The organism is Ornithinimicrobium sp. (assembly GCF_051004135.1).
Taxonomy (GTDB): Bacteria; Actinomycetota; Actinomycetes; order Actinomycetales; family Dermatophilaceae; genus Ornithinicoccus.
This window is the reverse complement of sequence record NZ_JBPCKQ010000211.1, coordinates 1-14,033: the sequence shown is the minus strand read 5'-3', so window position 1 is coordinate 14,033 and position 14,033 is coordinate 1. Positions and strand designations below refer to the sequence as shown.

General features: G+C 70.7%; 11 protein-coding genes and 1 pseudogene. 2 read left to right on the top strand and 10 right to left on the bottom strand.

The genetic code is table 11. From position 1 onward, the window contains the following. The 7 genes and pseudogenes from allB to ACR2FV_RS14995 form a co-directional block, all read right to left on the bottom strand. The coding region (gene allB, locus ACR2FV_RS15025; protein ID WP_434016511.1) for an allantoinase AllB at nucleotides 1-1,268 on the bottom strand (1,268 nt) is incomplete at its 3' end. Nucleotides 1,269-1,361: 93 nt separating this feature from the next. After that, nucleotides 1,362-2,468 (bottom strand): annotated as a pseudogene (locus tag ACR2FV_RS15020) (glycerate kinase); the annotation flags it as partial. Nucleotides 2,469-2,482: 14 nt separating this feature from the next. After that, nucleotides 2,483-4,258, bottom strand: coding sequence for a glyoxylate carboligase (gene gcl / locus ACR2FV_RS15015; RefSeq protein ID WP_434016508.1), 1,776 nt, complete (start codon nucleotides 4,256-4,258; stop codon nucleotides 2,483-2,485). Nucleotides 4,259-4,325: 67 nt separating this feature from the next. Then, complete coding sequence (locus ACR2FV_RS15010) at nucleotides 4,326-5,264, bottom strand: 2-hydroxy-3-oxopropionate reductase (protein ID WP_434016510.1); 939 nt, start codon at nucleotides 5,262-5,264, stop codon at nucleotides 4,326-4,328. A 6-nt stretch (nucleotides 5,265-5,270) separates the two neighbouring features. Next, nucleotides 5,271-6,068 carry a hydroxypyruvate isomerase family protein gene (locus ACR2FV_RS15005; RefSeq protein WP_434016507.1) on the bottom strand — a complete coding sequence of 266 codons (798 nt, stop codon included), beginning with the start codon at nucleotides 6,066-6,068 and terminating at the stop codon, nucleotides 5,271-5,273. A 186-nt stretch (nucleotides 6,069-6,254) separates the two neighbouring features. Next, nucleotides 6,255-7,502 (bottom strand): DUF6986 family protein, encoded by a 1,248-nt coding sequence (locus ACR2FV_RS15000; protein WP_434016509.1) that lies wholly within the window; start codon nucleotides 7,500-7,502, stop codon nucleotides 6,255-6,257. A gap of 65 nt (nucleotides 7,503-7,567) precedes the next feature. Then, nucleotides 7,568-9,001, bottom strand: a complete 1,434-nt coding sequence (locus ACR2FV_RS14995; protein ID WP_434016506.1) for an NAD-dependent malic enzyme — start codon at nucleotides 8,999-9,001, stop codon at nucleotides 7,568-7,570. Between the two features lie 66 nt (nucleotides 9,002-9,067). On the opposite strand from ACR2FV_RS14995, the gene ACR2FV_RS14990 reads away from it, so the two are divergent. Continuing rightward, nucleotides 9,068-9,868 carry an IclR family transcriptional regulator gene (locus ACR2FV_RS14990; protein WP_434016505.1) on the top strand — a complete coding sequence of 267 codons (801 nt, stop codon included), beginning with the start codon at nucleotides 9,068-9,070 and terminating at the stop codon, nucleotides 9,866-9,868. A 94-nt stretch (nucleotides 9,869-9,962) separates the two neighbouring features. Here ACR2FV_RS14990 and pucL read toward each other — a convergent pair whose 3' ends face one another. The 3 genes from pucL to uraD all read right to left on the bottom strand — a co-directional run bounded on the left by pucL (nucleotide 9,963) and on the right by uraD (nucleotide 11,818). Next, the gene (gene pucL, locus ACR2FV_RS14985) at nucleotides 9,963-10,901 is read right to left on the bottom strand and encodes a factor-independent urate hydroxylase (RefSeq protein WP_434016504.1); all 939 of its coding nucleotides are present in this window, start codon (nucleotides 10,899-10,901) and stop codon (nucleotides 9,963-9,965) included. A 72-nt stretch (nucleotides 10,902-10,973) separates the two neighbouring features. Then, nucleotides 10,974-11,312 (bottom strand): hydroxyisourate hydrolase, encoded by a 339-nt coding sequence (gene uraH / locus ACR2FV_RS14980; protein ID WP_434016503.1) that lies wholly within the window; start codon nucleotides 11,310-11,312, stop codon nucleotides 10,974-10,976. Then, complete coding sequence (uraD, locus tag ACR2FV_RS14975; protein WP_434016502.1) at nucleotides 11,309-11,818, bottom strand: 2-oxo-4-hydroxy-4-carboxy-5-ureidoimidazoline decarboxylase; 510 nt, start codon at nucleotides 11,816-11,818, stop codon at nucleotides 11,309-11,311. Before uraD ends, uraH begins: the two co-directional genes overlap by 4 nt. Nucleotides 11,819-11,990: 172 nt before the next feature. Here uraD and ACR2FV_RS14970 point away from each other — a divergent pair, with 172 nt between their 5' ends. Further along, on the top strand, nucleotides 11,991-13,910 hold the full coding sequence (locus ACR2FV_RS14970) for an AMP-dependent synthetase/ligase (RefSeq protein WP_434016501.1): 1,920 nt from the start codon (nucleotides 11,991-11,993) through the stop codon (nucleotides 13,908-13,910). The last annotated feature ends 123 nt before the right edge of the window (nucleotides 13,911-14,033 follow it).

Below are 14,033 nucleotides of genomic sequence, written 5' to 3'. Positions count from 1 at the left end.
GTGTGGTGGAGTCTGTCGCTGTCGACGGCGACTTCTTCCTTGGTGCCCGGCGCCGGGGTGTCGGCGTCTGCACCGACTCCGATGCGGCCCTTGCCCGGCAGCCCGACCAGGTCGGCCGGGCCTGCCGACATCCACTGCACGACCTGCTCCAGCGGGATGCCGCGACGGTGAGCCTCGGTCCACACGACGCGGAAGCCGATCTGCAACGAGGCCACCCCACCCCAGGCCACCGCGAAGTCGCCGGTGTCGACGGCCTTCAGATCCAGCGGCGAGGGCGAGTGGTCGGTCACGATGATGTCGATGGTGCCATCGAGCAGACCCTGCCAGAGCCGGTCCTGGTTGCTCTGCTCGCGGATCGGCGGGCAGCACTTGTATGCCGTGGCACCGTCCGGCACTGAGCCGCTGGCCAGCGACAGGTAGTGCGGGCAGGTCTCCACGCTCAGCCGCACGCCGTCGGCCCGGGCCGCGGCGATCATCGGCAGCGCGCCGGCGTCGGACAGGTGCAGGATGTGCGCCCGCCCGCCGGTGCGCCGGGCCGCCTCGATGACGGCGGCGATGGCAGAGGACTCGGCCTGCGCCGGGCGGGAGGCCAGGAAGTCGGCGTAGTGCCGGCCGGGGGTGGCCGGCGGAGCCTGGTCCAGCACGTGCCCGTCCTCGGCGTGCACGATCAGCAGTGCGTCGTCGCGGACCAGCTCGGTCAGGTCGGCCTCCATCTCGGCCGGCTCCAGCGGCGGGAACTCCGGCACGCCGGAAGGTGACAGAAAGCACTTGAAGCCGAAGACCCCCACCTCGTGCAGCGGGTGCAGGTCGCCGGTGTTGCCCGGGACGGCGCCGCCCCAGAAGCCGACGTCGACGAAGCACTGACCGCGGGCGGCCTCCTGCTTGGTCTCCAGGGCGGCCACGCCCACGGTGGGAGGCAGCGAGTTCAGCGGCATGTCGATGATGGTCGTGACCCCGCCCGCGGCGGCGGCCCGGGTGGCTGAGGCGAAGCCCTCCCACTCGGTGCGTCCCGGCTCGTTGACGTGCACGTGACTGTCGACCAGCCCGGGGATCAGCACCTCGTCGTCGGCGAGCTCGATCACCTCCCCGCTGCTGTCCAGACCGGTGCCGAGCGGCTCCACGGCGGCGATCCGGCCGTCGCGGATGCCGACCTCGGCCGGCCCGAAGCCGCCGTCGGTGAGCACCCGCTCGCCGCGAAGCACCAGGTCGAAACGTTGCTGAGGTGCCGGCTGCCCGGGTGTCGCTGCCGTGGACTGCGTTGTCGTCATGCGAGATCCTTGGGGGGGTGTCCGGTCAGCCGTCCACTGCTCGGCGATGCGCGCGGCCAGCTGCTCCAGCAGCGGCCCGGCCTCGGCGATGCACCGGGCCACGTCGGACTCCAGGTCGGTAAGGGCGTGGACGGCAGAGAAGCCGGCAGCCCGGGTCTGGTCGGTGCTCAGCCCGGTACGCCCGCAGACGGCGACGGTGGGCACGCCGGCGGCCCGGGCGGCCTCGGCCACCCCGACCGGGGTCTTGCCGTGCAGGGACTGCTCGTCCAGGTTGCCCTCTCCGGTCAGCACCAGGTCGGCACCCTCGACTCGATGCCGGAAACCGGTGAGGTCGAGGACGACGTCCACACCGGGCCGCCGGGTCGCGCCTAACAGCAGGCAGGCGTAGCCGACTCCCCCGGCGGCGCCCGCACCCGCCTGCCCGGCGAGGTCGGCTGCGTCCGCGCGTCCGGCGGCGACCAGGGCCTGGACCCAGGCCTGCAGGCCCTCCTCGAGATCGGCGACGGCCACCGGGTCGGCACCCTTCTGGGGGCCGTAGACCTCGGCGGCACCGGTGACGCCCAGGAGGGGGTTGTCGACGTCACCGGCCAGGACCAGCTCGACCTGAGCCAGCCCGGGATGCAGGGCGGTCAGGTCGACCGTGGTCACCGTGCGCAGCGCGTCACCACCGTCGGCCAGCGGTCCGTCCGGCCCGGACAGCTGGGCCCCGAGGGCGCTGAGCATGCCTGCGCCGCCGTCGGTGCTGGCGGAGCCACCGACCCCGACGACCACGGTGGTCGCCCCCTGGTCGAGGGCGTGCGCAACGAGCTCACCCAGCCCTCGGGAGGTGGCGTGCCGGGCGGTCGCGTCGTCGGGATCGAGCATCTCCAGCCCGGACACGGCAGCCATCTCGATGACCGCGGTGCGGCCCTGAGTGCCCTCGTGCACGGCATACCGGGTCGGCACCGGCTCCCCCCGCGGGCCGGTCGCCGTCAGCTTCACGAGGGAGTACCCGGCGGCCAGGGCGGCCTGCACCGTACCCTCGCCCCCGTCGGCGACCGGCAGCAGGTCAGTCTCGACATCAGGTAGCACCCGCCGCAGCCCGGTCGCCAGGTGCTCGGCGACGGACAGCGCCGACAGCGACCCCTTGAACTTGTCAGGGGAGATGAGGATCCTGTGCAAGCTTGTGGGCAGGCGGTCGGGACCGGCGTCGGATGCCATAGGGATCAGCCTGCTCAGTCCAGGAACGCCGAGGCGGTCGGGCTGTCCTCGGTGCTCAGGCTGAGCTCCTCGAACTCGTTGACGCCCTCGAGCTGGACGCCCATCGAGATGTTGGTCACCCGCTCGAGGATGACCTCGACGACGACCGGCACCCGGAACTCCTGGGCCATCGACTTGGCCTTGCCGAACGCTTCGACCAGGTATTCAGGGTCGCGGACCCGCAGCGCCTTGCAGCCCAGCGCCTCAGCCACCGCGACGTGGTCGACGCCGTAGCCGTCCGAGTCCTTCGCGTTGATGTTGTCGAAGGCGAGCGAGACCTGGTAGTCCATCTCGAAGGCTCGCTGGGACTGCCGGATCAGGCCGAGGTAGGCGTTGTTGACCACCACGTGCACGTAGGGCAGGTGGTGCTGGGCGCCGACCGCGAGCTCCTCCATCATGAACTGGAAGTCGTAGTCACCGGACAGTGCGACCACGGGCACCTCCGGCCGAGCGGTCGCCACCCCGAGTGCGGCGGGGCCGGTCCAGCCCAGGGGGCCGGCCTGCCCGGCGTTGACCCAGTGCCGGGGCTTGTAGACGTGCAGGAACTGGGCGCCGGCGATCTGGGACAGCCCGATCGTCGTGACGTAGACCGTGTCCTTGTCGAAGACCTGGTTCATCTCCTGGTAGACCCGCTGCGGCTTGATCGGGATCTCGGTGAAGTTGGTCTTGCGCAGCAGCTCCTTCTTGCGGGCAGCCGTCTGCTCGACCCACTCGGTCCGGTCCGCCAGAGCGCCGGCCTCGGCTCGCTCCCGGGCGACCTGCAGCGCCAGCTCAAGGAACGCCTTGGCGTCGGAGACGATGCCCACCTCGGGGTCGAAGATCCGTCCGATCTGGGTGGGGGCGATGTCGACGTGGGCGAACCGGCGGCCCTTGGTGTAGCCCTCCACCCCGCCGGTGTGCCGGTTTGCCCAGCGGTTGCCGACGCCGAGCACGACGTCGGACTCTAGGAAGGTGGCGTTGCCGTAGCGGTGCGAGGTCTGCAGACCGACCATGCCCGCGGCGAGGCGGTGGTCGTCGCCGATGGCGCCCCAGCCCATCAAAGTAGGCACCACGGGGACGTCCAGAAGTTCGGCCAGCTCGACGAGCAGGTCCTCGGCGCAGGCGTTGATGATGCCGCCGCCGGCGATGATCAGCGGCTTGTCACCGAAGGCCAGCAGGTCCAGGGCCCGCTCGACCTGCGCCCGGGTAGCCTTCGGCGGGGCCAGCGGCAGCGGCTCGTAGAGGTCGGGGGCGAACTCGATCTCGGTCATCTGCACGTCGATGGGCAGGTCGATCAGCACCGGGCCTGGGCGGCCGGAGCGCATCAGGTGGAAGGCCTCCTGGAACACCCCCGGCACCTGGGAGCCCTCGAGAACCGTCTTGGCCATCTTGGTGACCGGTGCGGCGATGGCCGCGATGTCGACCGCTTGGAAGTCCTCCTTGTCCAGCTTGGCCACCGGCGCCTGCCCGGTGATGCACAGGATCGGCACGGAGTCGGCCGATGCGGCATACAGACCGGTGATCATGTCAGTGCCGGCGGGACCGGAGGTGCCGATGCAGATCCCGATGTTGCTCGCGACGGCGCGGGTGTAGCCGTCGGCCATGTGCGAGGCGCCCTCGACGTGCCGGGCCAGCACGTGACCGATCCCGCCGTGCTTGCGCATGGCGTCGTAGAACGGGTTGATGGCGGCGCCGGGCAGCCCGAAGGTCTGCGTGGCGCCCTCCTTCTCCAGGATGGCGACGGCGGCGTCGACTGCTCTCATGCGCGGCATGGCGTGCTCCAGTTCGGGGTGCGGGTGGTGAATGGGCGTCGGACGGATCGGTGGGTGGGGCGGGTGATCAGGAGCTCTGGCCGGAGCCGGAGGCTTGGGCGATCACGTTGAACAGACCCGAGTGGTCCAGGCTGCCGTCACCGTTGGCGCGGGCGGCCCCCATCAGCTGGGCGACCACCGAGCCGACGAGGGTGACCACACCGGCCTCGCGGGCGGCGGAGGTCACGATGCCCATGTCCTTGTGGTGCAGGTCGATCCGGAAGCCGGGGTCGAAGGAGCGGTCCAGCATCTTCTGCGCCTTCTGGTCCAGCACGGCCGACCCGGCGAGGCCGCCGCCGAGCACCTGCACGGCCGCGGCGGTGTCGACACCGTAGGCCTCGAGGAAGACGATGGCCTCGGCCAGCAGCGCGATGTTGCCGGCCACGATGAGCTGGTTGGCGGCCTTGACCGTCTGCCCGGAGCCCGCGGGGCCGACGTGCACGATGGTCTTGCCGACCACGTCGAGCACGGGCTTGGCGGCCTCGAAGTCGGCCTCGGAGCCGCCGACCATGATCGACAGCGCGGCGTTCTTGGCGCCGGCCTCGCCGCCGGAGACGGGGGCGTCGACGATCCGGAAGCCGGCCTCCTGGGCCTGCTGCGCCAGACCGGTGGTGACGTCGGGGCGGATCGAGGAGAAGTCGATGACCAGGGTGTCCGGGCGGGCGTGGGCGAAGACCCCGTCCTCGCCGGTCAGCACCTCGGTGACCTGGGGGGAGTCCGGCACCATGACGCAGACGACGTCGGCATCGGCCACGGCCTCGGCGATCGAGCCGGCGGCGGTGCCGCCCACCTCGGCCAGCGGCTGGGCCTTGTCGGGGGTGCGGTTGTAGCCGCGGACGTCGTGTCCGGCGTTCTGCAGGTGGATGGCCATGGGGCTGCCCATGATGCCCAGTCCGATGAAGGCGATCGTGCTCATGTCGGGGTCCTTTCGGGAGGATCGTTGGTCGGGCGCAGTGCTGCGAAGAATCGGCGCTCAGGAGCGCTGGTCGGTGGGGAGCCAGGCGAAGGGGTCGTCGGCGTCGGTCTTGTACTCCAAGCCCACGGGGCCGGTGTAGCCGCCACCGCGCAGGTCCTCGATCCACTGCTGGATCGGCAGGTCACCGCTGCCGGGCGCACCACGGCCGGGGGCGTCGGCGATCTGCACGTGAGCGACGCGGTCGCGGTGTGCCTCGATGTCGCGGTCCACGTCGGCCCCGTTGACTGCCAGGTGGTAGACGTCGAGCAGCAGCCCGAGGTTGGTGGCGCCGTGCTGGGTGGCGACCCGGTCCAGCACCTGCAGCACGTCGGCGGAGGTCTTCAGGGGGTATGCCGGGGTGCCCGACACCGGCTCCAGCAGCACCGTCCCGCCGATCCGGTCGACCGCCTGGGCCGCGAGGGCGAGGTTCTCCGCGCCCAGCGTGTCCTGCTCGGCGGCCTCGAGCCCCTCGACCCGGTTGCCGTAGAGCGCGTTGAACTGTCGGCAGCCGGTGCGCTCCCCGATTCGGGTGACGATGTCGAGGTTGTCGCGCAGCTCCGGCGAGCGAGCCGGCCAGGAGACCAGACCGCGGTCACCGCCGGGCATGTCCCCGGCGAAGAAGTTGAGCCCGGTGAGCTGGACCCCGCTGTCGGCGATGGCCTGCACGAACGCGTCGACCTCAGCCTCGGCGGGCACGGCGACCGGGAACGGCCACCAGAACTCGACCCCGGCGAACCCCGCGTCCCGCGCCGCCTGGGGGCGCTCCAGGAGCGGGCGTCCCGTGAGCAGGATGGAGCAGTTGACCGTGTAGGGCACGTGAGACATTCTTAGCCTTTCGTCCGTGGCATTTCGGCTTGTGGAACTTTATTTTTACTGGATGGAAGTCCAGCGCATCACGCTGCGGCGATCAAGCGGCGCAGGAGGATCGTCGTCGATGAATGTGACGTTTCGGTCGCTGGAGCGTCACATGGGTCACATTCATCAGAAACACAGAACCCGCGTTCATCGGGAACCGAGAAACCTCGTCAGGTCGGCGGCGCCCAGGCCCGACCGCTCCTGCAGTTCGGCCTCGTCGACGGCACCGCTGTCCAGGCCACGCTGCAGGTAGCGCGCGAGCGCCTTGGCTGTCGCCGGCTCGTCCAGCACCGCACCCTCGACCTGCCCGACGTAGTCGCGCAGCCGGTCGGCAGCGGCGGGCATGCCCTGTCTGAAGAAGACGTAGGTCGCGGCATACCGGCTGGGCAGCTGGGACGGGTGCATGTCCCAGCCCTGGTAGTAGCCACGGACCAGGGAGCGCTGCACCAACCGGGCGTGCAGGGCCCAGGCGTCGCGCACCTGGTCCGGGTCGCCGACGGGCAGCACGTTGGTGGAGCCGTCGGACAGCCGGACGCCGGTGCCGGCCGCGGCCAGCTGCATCACCGCCTTGGCGTGATCGGCGGCCGGGTGCTCCATGCTCTGGTATGCCGCGGCGATGCCGAGTGAGGCGGAGTAGTCGTAGGTGCCGTAGTGCAGCCCGGTGACCCGACCCTGGCCGGCGTGCAGCATCCGCGCCACGGTCGCCGCTCCGTCGGGCCCCAGCACAGCCTGCGGGGTCTCGACCTGCACCTCGAAGCCCAGCCGGCCGGGGGTGAGGTCATGCGAGCGCTCGAGCTGCTCGCACACCAGCACCATGGCCTGGACCTGAGCGGCATACGTGACCTTGGGCAGGGTCAGCAGCAGCCCCTCGGGCAGCGGACCGGAGCCCAGCAGGGTGGTCAGGAACAGGTCGAGGCTGCGCAGCCCCCGGGCCCGGGTCGGCTCCTCGAAGCACTTGAACCGGATGCCGACGAACGGCGTGGCCGACCCTGCGTCGAGCTCGGCCCGCAGCGTCTGGCCGGCCGCCACGGCGACGTCGTCCTCGGCGTCGCCGTGGTCGCCGTAGCCGTCCTCCAGGTCGATCCGCAGGTCCTCGATCGGCTGGGCGGCCAGCTTGGCCGCCACCTTGACGCCGATCGGCTCGGCCAGCTCGGTCGGAGCTCCCGTCGCCGCGAATACAGCGTCCAGCAGTGCGTCCATCCCGCCGGCGTCCTGCACCGCCTGGGCGGCCTGCGCACCCCACTCCCCGGCCAGACCCGCGTGGTAGCGGTCAGCGGGGACGTAGACGGTGTGCACCGGCTGCCGGCCCGCCCGCTCGCCGGGGTAGCGTTGTGTCAGCTCCTCGTCGACCGGGGTCAGCAGGGTCTCCACCTCGGCCAGGGTCGATGCGGACAGCGACGTGCCGGCGGATGAGTCTGTCGGGGCCCTGGAGCCCGTGCTCTGCGTGTCCTGGGGCGTGCTCACGCGCCGACCTCCTCGTCCTCTGAGACGGGCACCGAGGCGATGTCGGGGTGCCGGCTCACCGCGGTGCGCACGGCCTCGGCCACGTCGTCGGCCACCCGGGGGTCGAAGACCCCCGGGATGATGAAGGCGGGGTTGCGCTCGTCGTCCCCGACCACCTCGGCGATGGCCACAGCGGCCTGCCGGAGCAGCTCGTCGGTGATCTCGGTGGCGCCGGAGTCCAGCAGTCCGCGGAACAGGCCGGGGAAGGCGAGCACGTTGTTGATCTGGTTGGGGTAGTCGCTGCGACCCGTGGCGACCACGGCGGCCGTGCGGCCGGCCTCGACCGGGTCGACCTCGGGCGTGGGGTTGGCCAGCGCGAAGACGATCGCATCGTCGTTCATCGTGGCCACGTCATCGCCGGTGAGGATGTCGGCGGCGGAGACGCCGATGAACACGTCGGCACCCGCCATACCCTCGACCAGGCTGCCGGAGAAGCCCTCCTCGTTGGTGTGCTCCGCGATCCACTGGCGGTGCGGGTCGTCGCTGGTCTCACCACGGTGCAGCGCCCCGTTGCGCCCGAAACCGATGATGTGCCGGGCGCCCTGGGCCTCCAGCAACCGAATGATGGCCGAGCCCGCCGCGCCCACGCCGGAGACCACGATGCGCACGTCTGACAGCTCCTTGCCGACCACCTTGAGGGCGTTGATCAGCGCGGCCAGCACCACGATCGCGGTGCCGTGCTGGTCGTCGTGGAAGACCGGGATGTCCAGCTCGTCACGCAGCCGGGTCTCGATCTCGAAGCACCGGGGAGCGGAGATGTCCTCCAGGTTGACCCCACCGTAGACCGGTGCCAGCGCCTTGACGATGGAGATGATCTCCTCGGTGTCCTTGGTGTCCAGGCAGACCGGCCAGGCGTCGACGCCGGCGAACTCCTTGAACAGCGCGGCCTTGCCCTCCATCACCGGCAGGGCTGCGGCAGGGCCGATGTCGCCGAGCCCCAGGACGGCGGTGCCGTCGGTGACCACGGCGACGGTGTTGCGCTTGATGGTCAACCGGCGCGCATCCTCGGGCCTCTCGGCGATGGCTAGGCAAACCCGCGCCACGCCGGGGGTGTAGGCCCGGGACAGGTCGCGCCGGGTCTTCAGCGGCACCTTGGTGCGCACCTCGATCTTGCCACCCAGGTGCATCAGGAAGGTCGAGTCGGAGACCTTGAGCACGTGCACGTCAGGCAGCGCGTCGAGCGCGTCCCGGACCTGGTCGCCGTGCTGGGCATCCACGGTGTCGCAGGTGACGTCCACGACGAGGTGGTCGGTGGCCGAGTGCGCGATGTCGACGGCGGTCACCGCCGCTCCCGCCTCGGCCACCGCAGTGACCACGGTGCTGCTGGCTCGCTGGGAGGCGGGGATCTGCACGCGCAAGGTGATGGTGTAGCTGGGACTGGGGGTGGCCATGAGAGATCTCCTAAGGCTAAGGGGCGGGATGAAAGGTGGTTTTCAACATATGGAATAGTGTGGTCCATGACAGCCAACGGACCCAAGGGACCTAAGCCGAGCGCAGCCGCGAACGGGGGCAGCGCTCCCGGGGTGCAGTCCGTGGAGCGCGTGATCGACCTGCTCGAGGCGATGGGCGATCGCGACGGGGAGATCACGCTGAGCGAGCTCGGCGCGGAGACCGGCCTGCCGATGCCCACGATCCACCGTCTGCTGCGGACCCTCAGCGGACGCGGCTACGTCCGGCAGCTGCCCTCGCGCCGCTACACGCTGGGGCCCCGGCTGATCCGACTCGGCGAGAGCGCCGGCCGCCGGCTCGGCGCGGGGGCTCGGCCACACCTGGAGGAGCTGGCCCTTGAGCTCGGCGAGACCGTCAACCTGGCGATGATCGACCGCGACATGGCCGTCTACGTCGCCCAGGCGTCCTCGGCATACTCGATGCGGATGTTCACCGAGGTCGGCCGCCGCGTCTACTGCCACTGCACGGGCGTCGGCAAGATGGTGCTGTCGCAGGTGCCCGACCAGACCGTGCGCGAGATCGTCGCCCGGGTGGGCATGCCCGCGCTGACCGAGGCCTCGATCACTGATGTCGACGCCCTGTTGCGCGAGATGGACAGGATCCGCGAGCGCGGGTATGCCGTGGACGACGGCGAGCAGGAGCTCGGGGTGCGCTGCTTCGCGGTGCCGGTGCCCGGTGCACCGACGCCCGCCGCCGTCTCGGTGTCCGGACCGGCCACCCGGGCCACCTACGAGTTCGGCGAGCAGGCGATCCCGGTGCTGCACGACGTCGCCGAGCAGGTCTCGGCCGAGCTCATCTCGGCGAACTGAGCATCGGGTCCCCTGCACCTCGGGGCGCGCGGGCAGCGCGCACCCCGAGGGCGTCTGTGGCGGCGGCAACATCAGCTCTGCGCGGGTCGGCAGATCAGCAGAAGCCGGCGACCGTGGCCCAGGCGCGGGGCTCGCTGCTGGCACCGGAGCGCTTGACCTCGGCCTCGATGAGACCGTAGGGGCGGTCGGCGGCATAGAAGACCTCGTTGGGGTTGTCCAGCCCGAAGGCCTGCATGTCGACCAGGAAGTGGTGCAGGTTGGGCATCGAGAACTTGATCTCGGCGACCTCGGGCCGGGACTCCAGCACCGCCTTGCCCATCTCGTAGAGGCTCTGCTGCAGCGCCAGGGAGTGCACGTCGGCGAAGGTCTCCAGCAGGATGCGCCGCACGTCGGCGTAGATCTCGTTGAAGTCCAGCGAGCCCACGCCGGCTGCCTCGTAGCGCCACTTCGCGGTCACCTTGGTGGCCAGGATGCGGTCGTCGGTCTCGACCAGCGTGGTGTAGCGGTCGCGGGGGAAGCCGTGGAACTCCGAGCCCGTGGACTTCAGGACCGAGAGGTCCTCCAGACCGGAGACCACGAACAGCTCGTCGCCGTCCTGCTGCACCACGGTGGTGCGCGTCTCGGTGCCGCCCTTGACGAAGGCGTGGTTGTGCTCCCCGTCGGCCGCGTTGTCGGACTTCGAGGTGGGGATATGCCCCCAGCTGTACTGCTTGACTTCCCAGCGCCCACCGCTCACCCAGTCGAAGGAGGAGGTGAAGTGCTCGGCCAGCCGCAGCGCGAAGGCCTCCGGCGAGCCGACACCGTCCCTGGCGAAGGCGAACACGGTGTTCTTCTGCGTGTCGGTGGCCACGACCTTGCCGTTGTCCCCGTCGTAGTGCGCCTCCTCGAAGGAGCCGCGCAGCTGCGAGGACACCGACAGGTCGGTGATGCTGTGCCGGTCCCTGTCGCGGTCGATCTTGACGGCGCGGACCTCGGCCTTGCCGTACTGGTTGTCGCCGAGGACGATCTCCTGGCTCTGGCTGCTCTGACTCATGACGCGCTCTCTCCTTTGAGTGGGTGTAGGTCGTGCGGTTGCGTGGGGACGCGGCGGGAGTATGGGGTGGGCTCAGCTGCCGCGGTACGTCGAGTACGCGAACGGGCTGAGCAGGATCGGCACGTGGTAGTGCGCGCGGCCGGCCTCGACCGTGAAGTCGATGGTGACCTCCGGGTAGAAGGTCGGGGTGCCCTGGGCGGCGAACCAGGCACCGGTGCCGAAGACCAGCCGGTAGGTGCCCGGATCCAGTCGCTCCGGCCCCAGCGCCCCATTGCGCCCGTCGCTGTCGGTGACGCCGGTGGCGACCGTCTGGAGCCCGCTGTCCGTGTGGTGGGTCAGGGACAGCTCCAGACCGACGGCGGGTGCGCCGGTGACGGCATCCAGGACGTGGGTGGTGACGTGGGCGCTCACGCGAGCTCTCCTTGCAGTCGGAGGACGGCGATCTCACGCAGCTGCTGGGCGGCGATGCGGCGCTCGGTCTGTGGGTCGTGGGTGAGGCGCTGCTCCAGCGCGTCGAGGATCTCCTGGGCGCTGCGACCGGCGGCGCGAATGAGGAACACGTGGCCGAAACGCTCCTCGTAGGCCCGGTTGCCCTGGGCCAGCCGCCGGGTGACCTCGTCGTCGGAGGAGTCGACGCCGGCCTGCTCGGTCTGCGAGTGCTGCGCCAAGCGCGCGCCGTGCGTGGTCTCGGCTCGCTCGCCGATCCGCGGGTGGCCGGCCAGGGCGCCGTCGATCTCGTCCTCGGTCCACGGCGAGGCCGCGTGGCGGGCCGCGTCGAGGGCCTGCTCGACGTCGGCGTAAGGACGTCCGTCACACACCTGCGCAGCCCAGCGGGGCACGGCGGCGCACGCCAGCACCAGGGCCATGCCCTGCTGCCGTGGTGCGGCGTTGAAGGCCTCCAGGGACGCTGTGGTCACGCGGCTCCTCCTCGTCTCAGATTCTGCTTTATGGAATCTCTTTTCCGTCTGATGACAGTAGACCGGGAAACTGGGCCCGTGTCAAGCGTGACCTCGGTCACGGTCACCGCTTCTTGTAACCTGAGTCGCAGGGCCCCGTGGAGGGGGCGACACGAAGGAGTGTGGGGTAGTCATGACCCGAGCTGCCGCCGACGAGCGGATCGACCAGAGCGTTATCGAGGAGCGCGCGGCGAGCGTGGGCCATGTGTTCCGCGACCGGGTGGCCGCGTCGGGGGGCACGGAGGCGTTCCGCTACCCCCAGCTCTCCGCCACCGGGGAGGACTGGGTCTCGCTGACCTGGGCGCAGACCGCCGACCGCGCCTTCGCGCAGGCCGCCGGTCTGATCGACCTGGGCGTGCAGGTCGAGGACCGGGTGGCGCTGGCCAGCTCGACTCGGATCGAGTGGGTCCTGGCCGACCTGGCGGTGATGTGCGCCGGCGCGGCGACCACCACGATCTATCCCACCAGCCTGCCCGCCGACATGGCCTACATCGTCGCCGACTCCGGCAGCCGGGTCGTCATCGCCGAGAACGCCGAGCAGGTGCAGCGACTGCGCGCGCACCGCGACGAGCTGGGCGACGTGCTCGCCGTCGTGGTCATCGAGGCCGATGACACCGACGGCGGCAGCGGCGGCAGTGACACGACAGACGCCGGCACGACAGACGACGAGTGGGTCCTGTCGCTGGCCCAGCTGGAGGAGCGCGGACGAGACCGGCTGGCCGCCGAGCCTGGGCTGGTCGACGAGCGGATCGACATACTCACCCCCGGGCACCTGGCCACCATCATCTACACCTCGGGCACCACGGGACGACCCAAGGGGGTGCGGCTGCCGCACTCCGCATGGACCTACGAGGGGGCCGGGGTCGATGCGATCCGGATCCTCGGGCCGGAGGACCTGCAGTACCTCTGGCTTCCGCTCGCCCACGTCTTCGGCAAGTGCCTGCTGATGCTGCCGCTGCAGATCGGCTTCCCCACGGCGGTCGACGGCCGGGTCGACAAGATCGTGGAGAACCTCGCGGTCGTCAAGCCCACCTTCATGGGCGCCGCCCCGCGGATCTTTGAGAAGGCCTACGGCCGGGTCACCACCACCGTGGCGCAGGACGGCGGGGTCAAGGCCAAGCTGTTCGCCTGGGCCTTCGGCGTGGGCCGGCAGGTCGCGTCGCTGCGCGAGCAGGAGCGCGAGCCCAGCCGGGCCCTCGCCGCTCAGCACCGACTGGCCGACAAGCTGGTGCTGAGCAAGGTCCGCGAGCGCTTCGGCGGCCGCATCCGCTTCTTCATCTCCGGCTCGGCGGCGCTCAACCAGGACGTCGCCCGGTGGTTCGACGCCGCCGGGCTGCTGATCCTGGAGGGCTACGGCCTCACCGAGACCAGCGCCGCCGCCTTCGTCAACCGTCCCCAGCCCGGCGCCTACCAGTTCGGCAGCGTCGGCTGGCCGCTGCCGGGCACCGACGTCCGGATCGCCGACGACGGCGAGGTGCTGCTGCGCGGGCCGGGCGTGACCCCGGGCTACCACGGGCTGGAGGAGATGACCCGGGAGTCGCTGGACGACGACGGCTTCTTCCACACCGGGGACATCGGCGAGGTGGACGAGCACGGGTTCCTGCGGATCACCGACCGCAAGAAGGACCTGTTCAAGACCTCCGGCGGCAAGTACGTCGCCCCCTCGGTCATCGAGTCGCGGTTCAAAGGCATCTGCCCCTACGCCAGCCAGCTGGTCATCGAGGGCGACGGGCGCAACTTCGTCTCCGCTCTGATCACCCTGGACCCGGACTCGATCCAGCCTTGGGCCCAGCAGCACGACCTCGAGGGACGCCCGTATGCCGAGATCGTGGGCAGCCCGCGGGCCCGCGAGATGGTGCAGGGCTACGTCGATGAGCTCAACCTGACCCTGAACCGCTGGGAGCAGATCAAGCAGTTCGCGATCCTGGAGCGTGACCTCACGGTCGAGGACGGTGACCTGACGCCGAGCATGAAGCTCAAGCGCCGGGTGGTGACCCGCAAGTACGCCGACCAGCTCGACGAGCTCTACGCCCGGTCACCCACCGGGTCCTAGCGCGAACGGGCCACCCGGCCCTCGTCCCACACCGGCTCGTCGGCCTCCCGGACCCGGCCGTCGGCACCGAGCACCAGGAACCGGTCGAATCCACGGGTGAACCACCGGTCGTGGGTCACCGCC